Below are 19274 nucleotides of genomic sequence, written 5' to 3' on the forward strand. Positions count from 1 at the left end.
TCGCCGAGCATTACCGAGCATCACCGAGAATCGCTGGGTACCGCCGACAACTGCTGAGAACCGCTGAGAACCGCTTCCGCCATGCCCTTCGCCGACCTTTCCGACGTTCGCCTCCACTACCAGCTCGATGGCGACCCGAGCCTGCCGGTGCTCGTGCTGTCCAATTCGCTGGGCACCAACTTCGACATGTGGCAGCCGCAGATCGCGGCCTTCACGCAGCATTTCCATGTGCTGCGCTACGACACGCGCGGCCACGGCCGCTCGTCCGTGCCCGCCGGACCCTATACCGTCGCGCAACTCGGCGGCGACGTGATTGCCCTGCTCGATACGCTGCAGATCGAGCGCGCGCATTTCTGTGGGCTGTCGATGGGCGGCATCACCGGCATGTGGCTGGGCCTGAACCACGCAGCGCGGCTGAACAAGCTGGTGCTGTGCAATACCGCGGCCTACATCGGCCCGCCGGAGAACTGGACCAACCGCGCCGCGGCGGTCGAGCGCGATGGGGTGGGGTCGATCGCGGCCGCGGTCGTCGACAGATGGCTGACGCCGGACTTCGCCGCCGCGCATCCGGAACGGGTGCAGCAGTTGCGCGCGATGCTGAGCGCGACCGATGCCGCCGGCTACGCGGCCAATTGCCGCGCGATTCGCGACAACGATCTGCGCGCCGACATCCATCGGATCGCGGTGCCGACGCTGGTAATCGCGGGCTCGGGCGATATTCCGACGCCGCCGTCCGACGGCCGCTATATGGCCGAGACGATTCCGGGCGCGTCCTATGTAGAACTGGAGGCGGCCCACCTGTCGAATCTGCAGCAGGTGGAGCGGTTCACGCAGGCGGTCGTCGATTTTCTGACTGGCGCCTGAAAGCCCAGGTGGTCGTGGTTCCTCTGACTTGCGCCGGAAGGCCAGGGCAGAGGCCTCGGTAACGACGCCACGTCGTCCCCCGCGCAGGCGGGACGACGCGTCCGTGCAGCCGTCCCCCCTGCCTGCGCACGGGAGACGACCAACTCAATCGACCTTCGCGCCCGAACGCTTGACCACCGTCGACCATTTGCGGATCTCGCTGTCGACAAAGCGCGCGGTCTGCTCCGGCGACATTGGCATCGGCTCCGAGCCGCGGTCGACGATGAACTTCTGCAGCTCCGGCGATTGCAGCGCCTTCACCGTTTCGGCATTGAGCTGCGACACGATGGCCGGCGGCGTGCCGGCCGGCGCCATCAGCACCGCCCATCCCAGTGCCTCGAAGTCGGGCACGCCCTGCTCCTGCACGGTCGGCACGTTCGGCAGCTGCGGCACGCGCTTGCCCGCGGTCACGGCCAGCGGCACCGCCTTCTTCGACTGGATCAACGGCAAGGCCGCGGTGATCGAGTCGACCATCACCGGAATCTGATTGCCGAGGAAGTCCGCCTGCGCGGGGCCGCTGCCCTTGTACGGGATATGGACCATGAAGATGCCGGCGCGCGCCTTCAGCATCTCGGCCGACAGATGCTGCGTGCCGCCGATGCCGGCGCTCGCGTAGCTCAGCTTGCCCGGCGCCGCCTTGGCCTTGTTCACCAGATCGCGCAGCGACGTGATGCCGGACGCGGGCGTCGACAGGAACACCAGCGGCACCGAGAACACGCCCGAGATCGCCTGGAAATCGCGGCGCGGATCGTAGCCGATCGATGCGTACAGCGTCTGGTTGATCGCCATCGCACTGCCGGCCATCACCAGCGTATAGCCATCCGGCGCGGCGCGAGCGGCCAGTTCCATGCCGATATTGCTGCCGGCGCCCGCGCGGTTCTCGACTACCACCGATTGCCCCAGCTGCTTGCCGAGCCGCTCGCCGAGCGCGCGCGCAAAGATGTCGGTCGCCTGCCCGGGCGGGAAGGGCACGATCAGTTTGATGGGGCGTTCGGGATAGGCGGCGTGTGCCGCGGCGCTCGCCATCAAGGCAATCGCCGCCAGGCACGTGATGCGTGGCTTCAAGGTTGTCTCCTTCCAACAATGTCTGGGTGTGGCACGGGATGCCAAGTGCCGACGATAGCACCCCGTGCCGCTTTTCACCATGGAAAGCACCAACATGAGCCACAAGACCTCTGGCAGGCCTACGACTTCGTAATATCAAACACCAGATTCACCGGCGACGGGCCGAACGATCCATTCGGCACCACGCCCGTTTGGTTGACCCCGCGCTGGGTCCAGTCGCAGACGCCGGTCGGGAAGATCGCGCGCAGGCGGTTCAGCTGATCGGGGGTGAACGGCACGCTGTAGTCGGCGGGATTGACCGGCTTCAACGTGCATTTCATTACGTCCCCGGCGATCGGGCCGCCGGCTGCGATGCGGGGCGCGGTCCACGAGGGGAACAGCGAATTGCAGGTCGTGTCCGGCGTGCTGCTCAGGGTCTGCGGTTCCGCGACGAAATCGGTCTGCGAACGCCAGCAACCGTCCACCGCATCCCGCGGCTTGTGCGTGACCACCCGCTGCCTCTGCGGCGCCTGCGATTTGTCGTCCTTGTAGGCAGCCACCCACCGGATGAACATGTCCCAGGCGGTATCGGCCGGCACCGGATTGCCGCGCCACATCACGTGGTTGGCGGTATCGCCGTTGGCGGCGAGCATCCGTTCGCGCAGCGCGAAATGGAACCACTGGTAGTGGTAGGCCGTGTCCTCGTTATAGACGCCCGTCACGTCCACCACGGGGATCGTCGCCAGTCCGCCGTTGCCGCCCAGTTGCAGGCCCGACTGCTGCGCGCGCAGGATCGCGCCGAGGTCGCCTGGCGAGCGCGCCGGGACGTAGTTCGCGTCCTGGTCGTAGCCGCCCACCTTCTCGTTCAGGTCGAGGAACTGATCGACGGTGATCCCTCCGCCGTTCAGCGCCGCCAGTCCGTATTGCACGCCGACGTTGTCGAACGGGCGCAGCGCGAAGCCGGTGGCCTTGTCGATGCCATAGATATTCCTGGCGGCGTCGTACACGGTCGGCCGTGCACCGGTCCGGTTATTGACCGGGTGATAGCGCACCTCCTGCGGCACGGCGGCGTTGAACACGCCCGACACATAGCCCGGATAATCCTGGCGCGCGGGGACCGGATCGGTACGTCCCGCCTGATTGGCGGCGTCCTCGAAGGCCTTGCGGCTCTTGTAGCCGGTCACCGCGGCGATCTGCGCATCGGTCAGCGCGTTGGGATTCCCCATGATGTAGTGCGTGATCAGGTGCCCATCCGAGCCCGACAGTGCGATCGACAGCGGGTCGGGGAAGGTGCAGGCGATCAGCACGCCGTCGAACAGGCGGGAATGCGGTCGGCGGGCTGGGCGCTGCCATAGGACCCGCCCGAGCAGCCGGCGCTGACGGTAAAGACCGGCACGCCGAAGGTCTCGATTACCGCCTCCTTGGACATCATCGCCGCCTCGCTGGCCAGCACCGCGTTGCAGTTGTTCGACGCGTGCTGCAGCGTATTGGCGAAGGTAGCGTAGCCCTCGCCGAGCCGCCTGACATTGAGCAGCGTGAAGTCGAACCCGGCGACCGAGATGTTGCCCTGCGCCGCGCCCTGGATGTACCAGCCGCCCGGGCAGCCGAAGCCCTCGACCGCGATCAGCCGTTTGTTCCATGCCTTTGGCGGTTTCAGCGGCGTGGGGGCCGACTCCCTGGTGGGGTCGTGCAGCACCGCGTTCTGGTAGATGCCGCGATTGACCGTACCGGTTTCCACGCGCACCACGAAGGGCACGGTGCGGCCGTCGAGCGTCGTCGTGCTGGCGACATCGGCGGGCAGGGAAGTCGTGCTCGGCATCGGCACCAGCGCGCCGCCGGTGTTCTTCTGATAGACGTAGTGCACGCGCGTGGCCACGCTGCAATTGGCATCGAGCGGCGGACCGAGACGCGAGCCGTCCGGCAGCACGAAGCTCTCGGTCTGGCAGATGAACGGCGTTTGCCACGGCCCCGAAATCACCGGGCCGGTGATCGGGTAGTTGGTCATTCTCAGCGTGGCCGTTTCGCGGCCGATCTTGGCCGTCAGCGTATTCTCGCCATCGCGCAGACCGGTCACGACGGCCTGTAGATGGCGAAGATCGTCCAGCAGCGGGCGGAATTCCCGCGTCACGTCGTTGCCGTTGAGCTCGATCCGCAGCGGGCGGCGGTCCAGCTTGATCTGCCGCGGCACGGTGATGTCGATCAACGCGTTGCCGCCGGTCACGTGATCGGGTGAGGAGGAAAGCAGCTGGATGGTGGGTGCCGCTTCGGGGCCGTCGTCATCGTCGTGGCCGCCGCCGCATGCTGTCAGGGCCGCAAGCATGGCGCATGCGAGCGCCATCCTGGGCCATCGCCGTAGGATGTTCATGTCGTCGACTCCTCTTCCGTAGTGAGTCGTGGTGGGTTGCAAGCCGCTCCGGGCTTGCGCCGACATGCATGCGTACGACGAGCTTAGTGTCCGGTCCTGCCAAATACAATGTCGAGGAAAGCTGACCAGGAGGCTGACCAGAAGCGGATATCGGGGACGGTACATCGCGCGCTCCAGGTGTGCCGAGCCCAGCGCAGAAACGCCCGGCGGCGCCTCCCCGCCGTACTCTTCACAAATCGTGAAGCCCCCATTCCGTCCGGCGCCTTAGCAGGGCCCCCAGGTATCGGTAGAGTCGCGTCAAACATCGACAAGACCGAACCGTGCCTTTCTTCCCCATGCCCTCATCCGAGGACGCCGCATGATCGACGTCCTGGTCATTGGCGGCGGCAACGCCGCCCTGTGCGCCGCGCTGATGGCGCGCGAAGCCGGTGCCTCCGTGCTGCTGCTCGAGGCCGCGCCGCGCGAATGGCGTGGCGGCAATTCGCAGCACACCCGCAACCTGCGCTGCATGCACGACGCGCCGCAGGACGTGCTGGTCGACGCCTATCCCGAAGAGGAATACTGGCAGGACCTGCTGAAGGTGACCGGCGGCATCACCGACGAGCACCTGGCCCGCCTGGTCATCCGCGCGTCGTCGAACTGCCGGGACTGGATGCGCCGCCATGGTGTCCGCTTCCAGTCGCCGCTGTCGGGCGCGCTGCATGTCGCGCGCACCAACGCCTTCTTCATGGGCGGCGGCAAGGCGCTGGTCAATGCCTACTACCGCAGCGCCGAGAAGCTGGGCGTGCAGATCCGCTATGAGGCGCCGGTCGATGCGATCGAGCTTGACGGCGACCGCTTCGTGGCCGCGCGCGTCGGCGGCGAGCGCATCGAGGCGCGCGCCTGCGTGCTGGCGGCCGGCGGCTTCGAATCGAACCGCGAATGGCTGCGCGAGGCCTGGGGCCAGAACGAGCGCGGCGAATGGCCCGCCGACAATTTCCTGATCCGCGGCACGCGCTTCAATCAGGGCGTGCTGCTCAAGTACATGATCGACGCCGGCGCGGACGCGATCGGCGATCCGTCCCAATCGCACTGCGTGGCGATCGACGCCCGCGCGCCGCTGTACGACGGCGGCATCTGCACCCGCATCGACTGCGTCTCGCTGGGCGTGGTGCTCAATGCCAACGCCGAGCGCTTCTACGACGAGGGCGAGGACTTCTGGCCCAAGCGCTATGCGATCTGGGGCCGGCTGGTGGCGCAGCAGCCCGGCCAGATCGGCTACTCGATCATCGACGCGAAGGCGATCGGCCGCTTCATGCCGCCGGTCTTTCCCGGCGTCACGGCCCGCACGCTGCCCGAGCTGGCGCGCAAGCTGGGCCTCGACGAGGCCACCTTCATGCGCACCGTCGGCGACTACAACGCGGCTTGCCGCGTCGGCACCTTCGACCATACGGTGCTCGACGACTGCCATACCGAGGGCCTGGCGCCCGCGAAGACGCACTGGGCCCGCCCGATCGACACGCCGCCGTTCTACGGCTATGCCCTGCGCCCGGGCATCACGTTCACCTATCTCGGCCTGAAGGTCGACGACAAGGCCGCCGTGCATTTCGGCGGCAAGCCGAGCGCCAACCTGTTCGTGGCCGGCGAAATGATGGCGGGCAACGTGCTGGGCAAGGGCTATACGGCGGGCGTCGGCATGTCGATCGGCACGGCGTTCGGCCGCATCGCCGGCACGCAGGCGGCGCGGGCCGCCGCCGCACAACGGGGCGCCGCCGCGGCGCCCCGCACCGAATCTCTGGAACAGCAACATGCAACATCTTGAAGCCCTGACGCGCGAAGCGGCGGCGCTGGCGCAGTCGGCGCTGCCGCTGACCGGCGACGAAAGCGAAGTCGCGCGAACGCTGCAGATCTGCAATGCCTGCCGCTATTGCGAGGGCTTCTGCGCGGTGTTCCCGGCGATGACGCGCCGGCTCGAATTCGGCAAGGCCGATATCCACTACCTGTCGAACCTGTGCCACAACTGCGGCGCCTGCTTTCATGCGTGCCAGTACGCGCCGCCGCACGAGTTCGCGGTCAATATTCCGCAGGCGATGGCCAAGGTCCGCGTGCAGACCTATGGCGATTACGCGTTTCCCGCCGCGCTGGGCGGCCTGTACCGGCGCGCCGGGCTGGCGACCGCGCTGGCGCTGGCCGCGGGTCTCGCGCTGTTCCTGCTGATGGCGGTGGCGATGGGCGGCGGCCTGTGGCACGAGCCGATGGCCGGCAATTTCTACGCGATCTTCCCGCATAACCTGCTGGCGACGATGTTCGGCGTCGTCTTCCTGTTCGCGATCGTGGCGCTCGGCGTGGGCGTGACGCGCTTCTGGCGGCAGGTCTCACCCGGCGCGCGGCCGGGCGAATCGCGCGCCGCGGCCGCGACCGGCGCCGCCAATGACGCGCTGCGCCTGCGCTATCTCGACGGCGGCCACGGCGAGGGCTGCAACAACGAGGACGACGCCTTCACGCTGGCGCGCCGGCGCTTCCACCATTTCACCTTCTACGGCTTCATGCTGTGCTTCGCCGCGACGACGGTGGCGACGTTCTACCACTATGCGCTGGGCCTGCACGCGCCGTATGCGTATACCAGCCTGCCGGTGGTGCTCGGCACGCTGGGCGGCATCGGCCTGCTGATCGGTCCGGCGGGACTGTTGTGGTTGAATCTGCGCCGCGATCCGCGCATCGGCGACCCGGACCAGCGTCCGATGGACCGCGGCTTCATCGCGCTGCTGTTCCTGACCAGCGCGAGCGGCCTGGCGCTGCTGGCCTGGCGCGATACGGGCGCAATGGCGGCACTGCTGGCGGTGCATCTGGGCATCGTGATGGCGCTGTTCCTGACGCTGCCCTACGGCAAGTTCGCGCACGGCATCTATCGCAGCGCCGCGCTGCTGAAATGGCATATCGAAAAACGCCGGCCCAGCGATCTGGCGCTGGGGTCGGACTGAGTCCGGCGATCGAACGATCGATCGAACGAACACAAGGAGAGAGAGACCATGACCAAACCAGGCGTGTTGAACATCCCCTCGATGCGCGACCGTTGCAGCGAAGCCGAATGGCAGGCGCGCGTCGATCTGGCGGCCTGCTACCGGCTGGTGGAGCTCTATGGCATGGCCGACATGATGGCCAACCATATCTCGGTGCGCGTGCCGGACGAGGAGGGCGCCTTCCTGATCAACGCCTACGGCATGATGTACGAGGAGATCACCGCATCGAGCCTGATCAAGGTCGATCACGACGGCAACATCCTCGCCAAGCCCGACTTCGGCGCGCTGAACTACGGCATCAACAAGGCCGGCTACGTGATCCACAGCGCCGTGCACGCGGCGCGCCCCGAAGTGGCCTGCGTCATCCACACCCACAGCTGGGCCTCGATGGCGGTGTCCGCGCTGGAATGCGGGCTGCTGCCCATCACGCAGACCGCGATGCGCTTCCTGAAGATCGGCTACCACGACTATCAGGGCGTGGTGCTCGATACCGCGGAACAGGCCTCGCTGATCGAGGACCTGGGCAAGAGCGAGGCGCTGATCCTGCGCAATCACGGTGCGCTGACGGTCGGCAACACCGTCGGCGAGGCCTTCAACTGGATGCACCGGCTCGAACTGGCCTGCCGCGCCCAGATCGGCGCGATGTCGTGCAACACGCCGCTGCAGCAGGTCGGCCAGCAGGTGCTCGAGGAAACCTGGAACAACTACCAGCCCGGCACGCGGCGCCCCTACGGCGTGATGGAGTGGCCGGCGCTGCTGCGCAAGCTGGACCGGATCGATCCGAGCTATCGGGATTGAGCGCGGCGCCCCCGCCGAACAAGAACAAGTTTGCAGGATGGAGACCACGATGAACCGCAGACGCCTGCTGGCGCAGATGCTGACGCTTGGCGCCGCCCACATGGTGATGACCGCCGCGCGTGCGCAGTCGCTGCCCAACAAGCCGGTGACGCTGGTGGTGCCGTTTGCGCCCGGCGGCAACCTCGACGTGGTCGCCCGCGCGATCGCGCCGGCGCTGGAGCAGGGCCTGGGCCGCAACGTGATCGTCGACAACCGGCCCGGCGCCGGCGGCGTGATCGGCGCCACGCTGGTGTCGCGGGCCGAGCCGGACGGCAGCACGCTGCTGGTCACCACGCCCAACGCGATCGTGGTGCTGCCGCGCATGACGAAGACCAACTTCAAGCTGGCCAGCTTCCATCCGGTCGGCCTGGTGTCGACCACCGCGCTGGTGGTGGTGGTCAAGGGCGACGACAAGCGCTTCCGCGATATCCGGTCGCTGCTGGCGTACGCGAAGAGCAACGCGGGCAAGCTCGCCGCCGGCCATGCCGGCCCGGGCACGACCAACCATATGGCGATGCTGCAGCTGGAAGACGCGGCCGGAATCCGGCTCAATCAGGTGCCTTACAAGGGCTCGGCGCCCGCGCTGGTCGACCTGATGGGCGGCCAGATCGACATGGTGGTGGACCAGCTGACCAGCTCGGCCCCGCATATCCAGTCCGGCGCGCTGCGCGCATTGGCGGTGATGTCGCGCGAGCGCGATGCGGCCTTGCCCAGGGTGCCGACGCTGCGCGAGGCCGGCCTGGCCAACTTCGAGGCGACCACCGCGACCGGCCTGCTGGCGCCGGCCGGCACGCCGGCCGCGGTGGTGGACACCATCAACGCCGCGCTGCGCAAGGCGCTGGCCGAAGGGGCGGTGAAGAGCCGGCTGCTGACGGTCGGCAGCGTCGCGCATCCATCGTCGCCGCAGGAGCTGTCGACGCTGCTGCAGCGCGAGGATGCGCGCGCGCAGACGCTGGCGTCCGCAGGCCGGCTGAAGGCCGCGGAATGAGCGCCGGCATGAAACCCGCTTGCGAGCTGCCGCGATGACGCGCCCCTGCCTGCCTGCCCGCGAGCACATCACGCCGCCGGCCTTTCGCGCGCCGCCGGGCGCGTGCGACAGCCACGCCCATGTGTTCGGCCCGTTCGAGCGATTTCCGCTCGCCGGCGATCGCAGCTATACGCCGGCGGCCTATCCCGCCGAGGCGTTCATCGCGCATCTCGACGCGCTCGGCCTGACGCGCGGCGTGCTGGTGACCGCCAGCGCCAGCGGCACCGGCGCGGGCAACGCCGTGGTCGTCGATGCGCTGCGGCGCTATCCGACGCGGCTGCGCGGCATTGCCGTGCCGTGCGCCGATACCACCGACGCCGAGCTCGATGCCTGGCACGAAGCCGGCGTGCGGGGCGTGCGCATCAACCTGTATCGGGTCGACGGCCATGCGGTCTACCGCAACGGCGTCGGCATCGACGTGCTCGAAGCGATGGCACCGCGCCTGCGCGAACGCGGCTGGCACGCGCAGATCTGGATTCACGCGCCGGACCTGGTCGAACTGGGTCCGCGCCTGAAGGCGCTTGGCTTGCCGCTGGTGGTCGACCACATGGGCCGGATGTCGACCGCACGCGGGGTTGGCGACCCCGGCTTCCAGACGCTGTGCGCGATGCTGGCCGAGGGCGTGGCCTGGACCAAGATATCCGGGGCCGATCGCCTGAATCCCGGCGGCGCGCCTTACTACGAGGTGGACCCGTTCGCCACGGCGCTGCTGAAAGCCAATCCCGACCAGGTGGTCTGGGGCTCCGACTGGCCGCATATCAATTACTTCGAGCCGCACCTGATGCCCGACGACGGCGTGCTGTTCAACCTGCTGGCGCGCTGGCTGCCCGACGCGGAGGCGCGCGAACGCGTGCTGGTCACCAATCCGGCGCGGCTCTACGGCTTTTAGGTCCGTGACACACGGCGGTCGGCCATACACAACAAGCAACGAGGAGACAACGATGTTCCGTTTCACCAAACCGATCGTCCGCGCCATCGCGCCGGCGATGATCGCCGCCACCGCGGCTTTGACACCGCAGGTCCATGCGGCCGACTATCCCACCAAGCCGGTACGCGTGGTGGTGGCCTTCACCCCTGGCGGCACCACCGACATCCTGGCGCGCAATGTCAGCCAGCAGCTGGCGCAGCGCTTCAAGCAGTCGTTCGTCGTCGACAATCGTCCCGGCGCCGGTGGCAATATCGGCACGGAGTTCGTCGTCCGCGCGCCGGCCGACGGCTATACGCTGCTGGTCAATTCGGTCGGGCCGATCTCGATCAACCAGACGCTGTACAAGCGGCTGAGCTACGACCCGCTGACGGATCTGGTGCCGGTCGTGCAGATCGCCGATGTGCCGAACGTGCTGGTGGTCCATCCCTCGTTGCCCGTCAAGAACCTGGACGAGTTCGTCGCCTATCTGAAGGCCAACCCCGGCAAGCTGAACTACAGCTCGACGGGCGTGGGCACCTCCTCGCACCTGTCCGGCTTCATGCTGACCGAGCGGATCGGGGCATCCGCCACGCATATACCCTACAAGGGCGCCGACGCGCTGAACGACCTGTTGTCCGGCCGCGTGCAATTCATGTTCGCCACCATTCCGTCGGTGATCTCCCACATCCAGGGCGGCAAGCTGCGCGCGCTGGCCGTGACCAGCGCCAAACGCTCGCGTTCGCTGCCCGATCTGCCGACGGTCGCCGAGAAGGGCTTCCCCGGCTTCGAGGCCGGTTCGTGGTTCGGCTTCTTCGCGCCCAAGGGCACGCCCGAGGCCGTCGTGATGAAGATCAACCGCGCCGTCAACGAGGTGCTGCCGTCGCTGCAGGCGCAGATGATCCGCGAGGGCGCCGATCCGGTCGGCGGCACGCCGCAGCAGTTCGGCAAGTTCACCCGCGCCGAATACGAGAAGTGGAAGCTCGTCGTGCGCGCCTCGGGCGCTTCGGTAGACTGAAGCCCCGCATCCGATACGCCGACACCATGACCGCTTCTCCGCGTCCCGCGCCATTGCGCATCCTGTTGTCCGAGCCGGCCCTGCAGGCCCATGGCGATGCCATCGCCGCGGTGCTGCAGGACCGTCCGTGGGCCGCGGTGCTCGCGCCCGCCATCGATGACCCGCGCGCCGTCGACGCCGATATCGCCTTTGTCTCGCGCGATGTCACCGGCCTGTCGACCAAGCATGAGGTATTGCCGTCGACGCAGCGCTTCTACACCGCGCTGCTCGAGGCGCCGTCGCTGCGCTGGACCCATGTGCATTCCGCCGGTGCCGACCGGCCGGTCTACATCCAGTTGCGGGAGCGCGGCGTCAAGGTGACCACCTCGTCCGGTGCCAATGCCAGCGTGGTGGCGCAAACGGCGTTGGCCGGTCTGCTGACGCTGGCGCGCCAGTTTCCCCGGATGCTGGCTGCGCAGCGGGAACGCCAATGGGCGCCGCTGATCGCCACCGGCATGCCGCGCGACCTGCACGGACAGACCGCGACCGTCGTCGGCTGGGGACCGATCGGCCAGCAGATCGGCGCTGTCCTGCACGCCCTCGGCATGCGTGTGGTGGCGGTGCGGCAACGTCCCGACTCAGCCGGCCCGGACTATCAGACCGTGACATACCGGACGCTGCCCGAGGTGCTGCCGCACACGGACTGGCTGGTGCTGGCCTGCCCGCTGACCGACGAAACCCGTGGGCTGGTCGGCGCCGATGCGCTGGCGCGCTTGCCGGAAGGGGCGCACCTGATCAACGTCGCCCGCGGCGAAGTCGTCGACGAGCCGGCCCTGATCGCCGCGCTAAGCGAGGGCAGGCTCGCCGGCGCCTATCTGGATGTGTTTGCCCACGAGCCCTTGCCGGCCGAATCGCCGCTGTGGGACATGCCCAACGTCATCGTGACGCCGCACAGCGCCGGTTTTTCCGATGGCAACGCAGCCCGGGTCGTCGACATCTTTCTCGACAGGCTGCGCGCGCTGGCGACACACGGCGATCCCGACGCGCGGGACTGACATCGCCAGCCGGCGCTTCGCATCGGTCTGAAGGGCAGGGGATGTTTGCGGTACACTGTGCCGCTCGCGGAGGCACCACGGGGGCATCAAGCCCTGCGCCGCCCGCAGCCCTTGTCCCGATCGTCGATGCGCCGGTTCTTCCTGATCCTTCTGGTATTGCTGTTGCCGCTCCAGTCCGCCTGGGCCGCGGCCACCGCGTATTGCCAGCACGAACAGCGGCCGGCGGCCAAATGGCATCTGGGCCATCATCAGCACGAGCATCGGGGCGACGGCAACGCCGAGGCCGGGACGTACGGCAAGGCCGATAACCGAGCTAATCTCGGTGCCGACAACGCGGCCGATCACAACGCCGATCACAACGCCACCCCCAGGGCCGACGCCAATCACGGCACCGATGCCAAGGGCCTGTTCGATCCCGACTGCGGCATCTGCCATCTCGCTTCGCTGCCGTTCGCCTGCCCCGAGCCGGCCGTCCTGCCGGCGCTGCGCCTGCCGCGGACCGTGCTGGTGACGCACGATTTCCACTACACCTCTCTCCATCCCCGCGCCCCCGATCGCCCGCAGTGGCGTCGTCTCGCTTGAGCGGCGAGACGAACGGTTCGATTTCCTGCTGAATTCCCGTCTCGCCGGATTCCCTTGGTGTCTTTTCCAGGTGCAATTCGATGCGACGATTCATGGTGCCGCTGTGCATGGCGGCGATTCTTGTTGGTCCGGGCCGGGCTGGGGCACAGCCATCCCCGCAGTCAGCCTCTCAGCCATACGCTCAGCCATACCTTCAGCCATACCCACAAGCACAGCCAGTCGCGCCCGGGGCCTCCGCATGGCCACGGGAGGCCGCTGAACCGCTGACGGTCGACACGGCGCTGGCGCTGGCCGCCGCGGGCAATTTCTCTCTTTCGGCCGCGGCCAGGGAGCTCGACGCCACCGAAGGCGCGATTCGCCAGGCCCGCACGCTGCGCAATCCCGAAGTGGCGCTCGCCATGGAGGACACGCGGCGCGAGACCCGCGCCACCACGGCGCAGCTCAATCTGCCGATCGAACTGGGCGGCAAGCGCGCGGCCCGCATCTCCGCCGCCGAGCTGGGCCGCGACGTCGCCCAGGCGCAATGGCGCAGCACCCAGGCCGACTTGCGCGCCACGGTGATCGCCGCCTTCTTCGGCGTGGCGGTGGCCCAGGAGCGCGTCAGGCTGGCCGCCGCCTCGGTCGACATCGCGCGCAAGGGCACCGATGCGGCGGCAAGACGCGTCGCCGCGGGCAAGGTCTCGCCGCTGGAGGAGACCCGGGCCGCGGTGGAGCAGGCCAATGCCGAACTGGAACTGGCCGACGCCACGGCCGAACTGCAGTCGGCCCGGCAGGCGCTGACCGCGCTGTGGGGCAATGCCTCGCCGCAATTCACCGAAGTCCGCGGCGACCTCGATGCGCTGCCGTCCCGTCCCGCGCCCGAGCAGCTGCTGGCCGCGCTGGAGGACTCGCCGCTGCTGCAGAGCAGCCGTCTCGAAGTGGGACGCCGGCAGGCGCTGGTCGATGTCGAACGCAGCCGCCGCTATCCCGATATCACGGTCAGCGTGGGCACCAAGCGGGACAACGAGGCCAATCGCACCATGCCGGTGCTCGGCGTGGCGATACCGCTGCCGCTGTTCGACCGCAACCAGGGCAATCTGTACGAATCGATCCGGCGCGCCGACAAGGCCGCGGACGAATTTCTCGCCAACCGCATCCGGCTGACCAACGAGCTGCAACAGGCGAGCAACCAGCTGACGGTATCGCGCAGCTCCGCGCAGACGCTCAAGACCACCGTGCTGCCCGCGGCCGAGCGCGCCTACGAGGCCGCCACGCGCGGCTTCGAGGCCGGCAAGTTCGACTTCCTGAACGTGCTCGACGCCCAGCGCACGCTGTTCCAGGCGCGCATCCGCTACCTCGGCGTGCTGGCCCGCGCCTATCAGGCGGCCACCACCATCGACCGCATCGTCGGACGCTGATCAGGACCGATTTCAATCATGGCAATCACACCGAAGCAAAGGGCCGCCATCGCGGCCATTCTCGCGGCCGGCACGCTGGCGACCGCGGCCGTGCTGCTGACCGGCCGCTCAGGCTCGGCGGACCCGCATGGGGACCACGGCGACGCGCACGCGCATGGCGCCGGGCAGGCATCCGCTTCCGCCGCGACGCCGGCCGCGGACAAGCATGCCGACGCCGACGCGCCCATTGCGCTGACCGACGAACAGATCCAGCGCGCCGGCATCGCGATCGAGACCGCCGGCCCCGCGACGATCCAGTCCGGACTGCAGTTTCCCGGCGAAATCCGCTTCAACGAGGACCGCACCGCGCACGTGGTGCCGCGTCTGGCGGGCGTCGCCGAAAGCGTGCCGGCCACGCTGGGCGAGCAGGTCAGGAAGGGGCAGTTGCTGGCGGTGATCGCCAGCACCGCGCTGTCGGATCAGCGCAGCGAGCTGCTTGCCGCGCAACGCCGCATGGAGCTTGCCCGCGCGACCTACCAGCGCGAACGCAAGCTGTGGGAAGAAAAGATTTCCGCCGAGCAGGACTATCTGCAGGCCAGGGCGGCGCTGGAGGAGGCCCGCATCGCCGTGCAGAACGCGCAGCAGAAGCTGACCGCGGTCGGTGCCACGCCTTCGGCGGCGCGGCTCAACCAGTTCGAGCTGCGCGCGCCATTCGACGGCGTCATCGTCGAGAAACACCTGGCCCTGGGCGAGGCCGTGGCGGACAACGCCAATATCTTCACGATCTCGGACCTGTCGACCGTCTGGGCCGAATTCGTCGTTGCCGCCAAGGATCTGGAACACGTGCGCGTCGGTGAGACGGCGCGGATCCGTTCGGCCGCGTCCGACGGCAAGGCCGAAGGGAAGATCTCGTATGTCGGCTCGCTGCTGGGCGAGCAAACCCGCACGGCCAAGGCGCGCGTGACGCTGACGAATCCGAATCTGGCCTGGCGGCCCGGCCTGTTCGTCACGGTCGAGGTGCTGACCGCCAAGGCGGCAGTTCCCGTCGCGGTGCAGGCCGATGCGATCCAGGAAGTCGACGGCAAGCGCGTGGTGTTCGTCGCCGGCCCGAAGGGCTTTGTCGCGCAACGCGTCGTGCCGGGACGCAGCGACGGCCAGCTGGTCGAGATCCGCGAGGGGCTTCGCCCGGGCGTGCGCTATGCCGCCCGCAACAGCTTCGTGCTGAAGTCCGACCTCGGCAAGGACGCTGCCGGGCACGAGCACTGACACGGGAGGTCGCCATGTTCGAACGTGTCATCCGTTTCGCCATCGTGCAGCGCTGGCTGGTGCTGCTCGCCGTGCTCGGCATGGCGGTATTGGGCGCGCTCAGCTACACGCGCCTGCCGATCGACGCCGTGCCCGACATCACCAACGTCCAGGTCCAGATCAATACCTCGGCGCCGGGCTATTCGCCGCTGGAGACGGAGCAGCGGATCACCTATCCGATCGAAACCGCGATGGCGGGCCTGCCGGGCCTCGAGCAGACCCGTTCGCTCTCGCGCTACGGGCTGTCGCAGGTCACCGTGATTTTCCACGAAGGCACGGACATTCATTTCGCACGCCAGCTCGTGAACCAGCGCATCCAGGAGGCCAGGGAGAGGCTGCCGGCCGGCGTGTCGCCGGCCATGGGGCCGATCTCGACGGGACTGGGCGAAATCTATCTGTGGACCGTCGAGGCCGAGGAGGGCGCGCGCAAGCCGGATGGCTCGCCCTACACGCCGACCGATCTGCGCGAGCTGCAGGACTGGGTCGTCAAGCCGCAATTGCGCAATGTGCCGGGCGTCACGGAGGTCAATTCGATCGGCGGCTTCGACAAGGAATACCTGGTCGCGCCGAGCCTGGAAAAGCTGGCCTCGTATGGACTGACGCTGGCCGATGTCGTCAGCGCGCTCTACCGCAACAATGACAATGTCGGCGCCGGCTATATCGAGCGCAGCGGCGAACAGTATCTGGTGCGGGCGCCAGGCCAGGTCCGCAGCGAGGCCGACATCGGCGACGTGATCGTCGGCAGCGCACAAGGGCAACCGATCCGCGTGCGCGATATCGCCGAGGTCGGCATCGGCAGGGAACTGCGCAGCGGCGCCGCCACCGAGAACGGCAAGGAGGTGGTGCTGGGTACCGTCTTCATGCTGATGGGCGAGAACAGCCGCGCGGTGGCCCAGGCCGTCGGCGAGCGGGTCGATGCGATCAACCGCACCTTGCCGAAGGGCGTCCGCATCGTGCCGGTCTACGATCGGACCCGGCTGGTCGACAAGGCGATCGCCACCGTCAAGAAGAACCTGCTCGAGGGCGCGGTGCTGGTGATCGCGGTACTGTTCCTGTTTCTCGGGAATATCCGCGCGGCCATCATCACGGCGCTGGTGATTCCGCTGTCGATGCTGTTTACCTTTACCGGCATGGTCAGCTATCGGATCAGCGCGAACCTGATGAGCCTGGGCGCGCTGGACTTCGGCATCATCGTCGACGGCGCGGTGGTGATCGTCGAGAACTGCGTGCGGCGACTGGCCCATGCGCAGGCGCATCGCGGCAGGCCGCTGACCCGGTCGGAGCGCTTCGAAGAGGTGTTCGCCGCCGCGCGCGAGGCGCGGCGGCCGCTGCTGTTCGGCCAGCTGATCATCATGATCGTCTATCTGCCGATCTTTGCGCTGACCGGCGTGGAAGGCAAGATGTTCCACCCGATGGCGTTCACCGTGGTGCTGGCCTTGCTGGGCGCGATGCTGCTGTCGGTGACGTTCGTGCCGGCCGCCGTCGCGCTGTTCATCGGCGAGCGCGTCGCCGAGAAGGAGAACCGGCTGATGGCATGGGCGAAGCGGCGCTATGCGGTCTGGCTGGAGCGGTCGCTGGCGAATGCGCCGGTCGTGCTGACCTTTGCCGGCGTCGCCGTCGTGCTTTCGCTGGCCATGGCGTCCCGACTCGGCAGCGAGTTCATTCCCAATCTGAACGAGGGCGATATCGCGATCCAGGCCCTGCGCATTCCCGGCACGAGTCTGTCGCAGTCGGTCGAGATGCAGAAGCAGCTCGAAACGACGCTGATGGCGAAATTCCCCGAGATCGAGCGCGTGTTTGCGCGTACCGGCACCGCGGAGGTGGCGTCCGACCCGATGCCGCCCAATATCTCCGACGGCTACATCATGCTGAAGCCGCGATCCGAATGGCCGCAGCCGGCCAGGACACGCGAGGCGCTGCTCGAAGCGATGCAGGATGAGGTCGCCAGGCTGCCAGGCAATCGCTACGAGTTCTCGCAGCCGATCCAGCTGCGCTTCAACGAGCTGATCTCGGGCGTTCGGTCCGACGTCGCGGTCAAGGTCTTCGGCGACGATCAGGCGGTGCTCGACCGGACCGCCGAACGCATTGCGGCGGTGCTGCGGGACGTGCCCGGCGCGTCCGAGGTCAAGGTCGAGCAGACTACCGGCCTGCCGATGCTGACCGTCGGCATCGACCGGCACAAGGCGGCGCGCTATGGGCTCAATCTGGCCGATATCCAGGACGCCGTGGCGATCGCCATCGGCGGCAAGGAGGCGGGCATGTTCTACCAGGGCGATCGGCGCTTCGACATCATCGTAAGACTGCCCGATACGGTCCGGCAGGACATCGAGGCGCTGCGCCGGCTGCCGATCGCATTGCCCAAGGGCGGAGGGGCCGATGCTCGAGTCAGCTATATCCCGCTGGCCGAGGTCGCGACGATCGAGATCGCGCCCGGCCCGAACCAGATCTCGCGCGAGAACGGCAAGCGGCGCGTCGTCGTCAGCGCCAATGTCCGCGGCCGCGATATCGGCAGCTTCGTGCCCGAAGCGCGGGCCGCGATCGACAAGGCGGTCAGCGTGCCGGCCGGCTACTGGCTGGGCTGGGGTGGCACCTACGAGCAGTTGCGCTCGGCCACGGCCCGGCTGCAGATCGTCGTGCCGGTCGCCTTGCTGCTGGTCTTCGTGCTGCTGTTCGCGATGTTCAACAACATCAAGGACGGCATGCTGGTGTTTACCGGCATTCCGTTCGCGCTGACCGGCGGCATCCTGGCGTTGTGGCTGCGCGGCTTGCCGCTGTCGATCACGGCGGCGGTCGGCTTTATCGCGCTGTCGGGCGTCGCGGTGCTCAACGGCCTGGTGATGCTGTCGTTCATCCGCACGCTGCGCGACGAAGGCAAGCCGCTCGACGAGGCGATCCGGCTCGGCGCGCTGACGCGGCTGCGGCCGGTACTGATGACGGCGCTGGTCGCCTCGCTGGGCTTCGTGCCGATGGCAATCGCCACCGGCACCGGCGCCGAGGTGCAACGGCCGCTCGCCACCGTGGTGATCGGCGGCATCCTGTCATCGACGGCGCTGACGTTGCTGGTGCTGCCGGTGCTGTATCGGCTCGCGCATCGGCGCGATGCGGTGGTGCCGGCCGCTGCCGTGCCGCACTCCGCCTGATTGTTGGAGTCCATTGGAAACACAAGCCAATGGCGGCCGGATTGTCCGCCCCGGCGCCCATCGACAGAATGGGCTCCATCGCGGCCGGGGTGCCGCAGTGGCGGAGAGCGACATGATGAGGCGAATCTTCAATAAGGGGCAGCCGGACCGCGCCGTTGCCGGGATGCCAGATGAATCAGTGTGGAACTGGCATGCCGTTAGTTCGCGATTTGAACCCGTCGCCTATCTGCTGCTCCGCATCGTCTTCGGCATCGTGATGATGACCCACGGCCTTCCCAAGCTGCTGGGCACCAGTCACGGCTCGATGGCCGACCCGATGGCGGGCGCGACGCGGCTGATTGCCGAGGTCCTGCATCTGCCCGGCGCGCCGGTGCTCGCCTGGCTGGTGGCCGTGCTTGAGACCTTCGGCGGTGCGATGCTGGCGGCCGGGGCATGGACCCGGCCGCTGGCCGCGCTGATGACGGTGCAGATGATCGCGATCTGCTATATCCACCGGCAGCACTTCGCGTGGATCGACCGGGGCATGGAATATCTGCTGGTGCTGCTGGCCGTGGTGCTGCTGATCGCGGCGCGAGGCGGCGGAGCGTGGTCGGTCGATGCCGCGCTGCAGGCGCGCCGGCGGGCCTAGAGCAGGCCGGCACGGCCCGGCGCGGCCCGGCGGCAGCGCGCCGCCACGGCAAGGAAAGGAAAGGATTGACCGCCGCCCGATCGATCTGTTAATTCTGCCGGACCTTCAATGC

At 68.1% G+C, this 19274-nt stretch carries 16 protein-coding genes; 13 read left to right on the forward strand and 3 right to left on the reverse strand.

Annotation, left to right across the window (positions count from 1 at the left end; genetic code table 11):
* Positions 1-81 precede the first annotated feature (81 nt).
* The gene (gene pcaD, locus F1599_RS14360; RefSeq protein ID WP_149318217.1) at positions 82-864 is read left to right on the forward strand and encodes a 3-oxoadipate enol-lactonase; all 783 of its coding nucleotides are present in this window, start codon (positions 82-84) and stop codon (positions 862-864) included.
* A 144-nt stretch (positions 865-1008) separates the two neighbouring features.
* On the opposite strand, the gene F1599_RS14365 is transcribed toward pcaD, so the two are convergent.
* The 3 genes from F1599_RS14365 to F1599_RS26460 form a co-directional block, all read right to left on the reverse strand.
* Entirely contained in the window at positions 1009-1929 is a 921-nt protein-coding gene (locus F1599_RS14365) for a tripartite tricarboxylate transporter substrate binding protein (RefSeq protein WP_149318392.1), read from the reverse strand.
* A 158-nt stretch (positions 1930-2087) separates the two neighbouring features.
* Positions 2088-3254: a DUF6351 family protein gene (locus tag F1599_RS26455; protein WP_150083493.1), complete on the reverse strand. Its 1167-nt coding sequence runs from the start codon at positions 3252-3254 to the stop codon at positions 2088-2090.
* On the reverse strand, positions 3248-4267 hold the full coding sequence (locus F1599_RS26460; protein WP_150083494.1) for a DUF6351 family protein: 1020 nt from the start codon (positions 4265-4267) through the stop codon (positions 3248-3250). Before F1599_RS26460 ends, F1599_RS26455 begins: the two co-directional genes overlap by 7 nt.
* 403 nt (positions 4268-4670) lie before the next feature.
* Between F1599_RS26460 and tcuA the strand changes: the two genes are divergently transcribed.
* The 12 genes from tcuA (at position 4671) to F1599_RS14435 (ending at position 19162) form a co-directional block, all read left to right on the forward strand.
* The gene (gene tcuA / locus F1599_RS14380) at positions 4671-6113 is read left to right on the forward strand and encodes an FAD-dependent tricarballylate dehydrogenase TcuA (protein ID WP_150083495.1); all 1443 of its coding nucleotides are present in this window, start codon (positions 4671-4673) and stop codon (positions 6111-6113) included.
* Complete coding sequence (gene tcuB / locus F1599_RS14385; RefSeq protein WP_150083496.1) at positions 6100-7272, forward strand: tricarballylate utilization 4Fe-4S protein TcuB; 1173 nt, start codon at positions 6100-6102, stop codon at positions 7270-7272. The genes tcuA and tcuB overlap by 14 nt, the downstream gene beginning before the upstream one ends.
* A 48-nt stretch (positions 7273-7320) precedes the next feature.
* Positions 7321-8109 carry a class II aldolase/adducin family protein gene (locus F1599_RS14390; RefSeq protein WP_150083497.1) on the forward strand — a complete coding sequence of 263 codons (789 nt, stop codon included), beginning with the start codon at positions 7321-7323 and terminating at the stop codon, positions 8107-8109.
* A 49-nt stretch (positions 8110-8158) separates the two neighbouring features.
* Positions 8159-9136, forward strand: coding sequence for a Bug family tripartite tricarboxylate transporter substrate binding protein (locus F1599_RS14395; protein WP_223819642.1), 978 nt, complete (start codon positions 8159-8161; stop codon positions 9134-9136).
* Between the two features lie 34 nt (positions 9137-9170).
* Positions 9171-10064 (forward strand): amidohydrolase family protein, encoded by an 894-nt coding sequence (locus F1599_RS14400; protein ID WP_150083499.1) that lies wholly within the window; start codon positions 9171-9173, stop codon positions 10062-10064.
* Positions 10065-10161: 97 nt separating this feature from the next.
* Positions 10162-11097: a Bug family tripartite tricarboxylate transporter substrate binding protein gene (locus F1599_RS14405; protein WP_395895916.1), complete on the forward strand. Its 936-nt coding sequence runs from the start codon at positions 10162-10164 to the stop codon at positions 11095-11097.
* A gap of 26 nt (positions 11098-11123) precedes the next feature.
* A complete protein-coding gene (locus F1599_RS14410; protein ID WP_150083501.1) occupies positions 11124-12131 on the forward strand; it encodes a D-2-hydroxyacid dehydrogenase in 1008 nt (335 codons plus the stop codon).
* Between the two features lie 126 nt (positions 12132-12257).
* Positions 12258-12713: a cobalt-zinc-cadmium resistance protein gene (locus tag F1599_RS26535; protein WP_150083502.1), complete on the forward strand. Its 456-nt coding sequence runs from the start codon at positions 12258-12260 to the stop codon at positions 12711-12713.
* Positions 12714-12793: 80 nt separating this feature from the next.
* A complete protein-coding gene (locus F1599_RS14420; RefSeq protein ID WP_150083503.1) occupies positions 12794-14110 on the forward strand; it encodes a TolC family protein in 1317 nt (438 codons plus the stop codon).
* An 18-nt stretch (positions 14111-14128) separates the two neighbouring features.
* Positions 14129-15355 (forward strand): efflux RND transporter periplasmic adaptor subunit, encoded by a 1227-nt coding sequence (locus tag F1599_RS14425; protein ID WP_150083504.1) that lies wholly within the window; start codon positions 14129-14131, stop codon positions 15353-15355.
* Between the two features lie 14 nt (positions 15356-15369).
* Positions 15370-18534, forward strand: a complete 3165-nt coding sequence (locus F1599_RS14430) for a CusA/CzcA family heavy metal efflux RND transporter (protein ID WP_150083505.1) — start codon at positions 15370-15372, stop codon at positions 18532-18534.
* A gap of 112 nt (positions 18535-18646) precedes the next feature.
* The gene (locus F1599_RS14435; protein ID WP_223819643.1) at positions 18647-19162 is read left to right on the forward strand and encodes a DoxX family protein; all 516 of its coding nucleotides are present in this window, start codon (positions 18647-18649) and stop codon (positions 19160-19162) included.
* Positions 19163-19274: the final 112 nt, after the last annotated feature.

The sequence above is a fragment of the Cupriavidus cauae genome (assembly GCF_008632125.1).
Lineage (GTDB): Bacteria > Pseudomonadota > Gammaproteobacteria > Burkholderiales > Burkholderiaceae > Cupriavidus > Cupriavidus cauae.

Bases quoted from the DNA above. Each gene is read 5' to 3' on its own strand.
- pcaD (WP_149318217.1), top strand. From the start codon at position 82: ATGCCCTTCGCCGACCTTTCCGACGTTCGCCTCCACTACCAGCTCGAT.
- F1599_RS14365 (WP_149318392.1), bottom strand. From the start codon at position 1,929: ATGGCGAGCGCCGCGGCACACGCCGCCTATCCCGAACGCCCCATCAAA.
- F1599_RS26460 (WP_150083494.1), bottom strand. From the start codon at position 4,267: ATGCTTGCGGCCCTGACAGCATGCGGCGGCGGCCACGACGATGACGAC.
- tcuA (WP_150083495.1), top strand. From the start codon at position 4,671: ATGATCGACGTCCTGGTCATTGGCGGCGGCAACGCCGCCCTGTGCGCC.
- tcuB (WP_150083496.1), top strand. From the start codon at position 6,100: ATGCAACATCTTGAAGCCCTGACGCGCGAAGCGGCGGCGCTGGCGCAG.
- F1599_RS14390 (WP_150083497.1), top strand. From the start codon at position 7,321: ATGACCAAACCAGGCGTGTTGAACATCCCCTCGATGCGCGACCGTTGC.
- F1599_RS14395 (WP_223819642.1), top strand. From the start codon at position 8,159: ATGAACCGCAGACGCCTGCTGGCGCAGATGCTGACGCTTGGCGCCGCC.
- F1599_RS14400 (WP_150083499.1), top strand. From the start codon at position 9,171: ATGACGCGCCCCTGCCTGCCTGCCCGCGAGCACATCACGCCGCCGGCC.
- F1599_RS14405 (WP_395895916.1), top strand. From the start codon at position 10,162: ATGATCGCCGCCACCGCGGCTTTGACACCGCAGGTCCATGCGGCCGAC.
- F1599_RS14410 (WP_150083501.1), top strand. From the start codon at position 11,124: ATGACCGCTTCTCCGCGTCCCGCGCCATTGCGCATCCTGTTGTCCGAG.
- F1599_RS26535 (WP_150083502.1), top strand. From the start codon at position 12,258: ATGCGCCGGTTCTTCCTGATCCTTCTGGTATTGCTGTTGCCGCTCCAG.
- F1599_RS14420 (WP_150083503.1), top strand. From the start codon at position 12,794: ATGCGACGATTCATGGTGCCGCTGTGCATGGCGGCGATTCTTGTTGGT.
- F1599_RS14425 (WP_150083504.1), top strand. From the start codon at position 14,129: ATGGCAATCACACCGAAGCAAAGGGCCGCCATCGCGGCCATTCTCGCG.
- F1599_RS14430 (WP_150083505.1), top strand. From the start codon at position 15,370: ATGTTCGAACGTGTCATCCGTTTCGCCATCGTGCAGCGCTGGCTGGTG.
- F1599_RS14435 (WP_223819643.1), top strand. From the start codon at position 18,647: ATGATGAGGCGAATCTTCAATAAGGGGCAGCCGGACCGCGCCGTTGCC.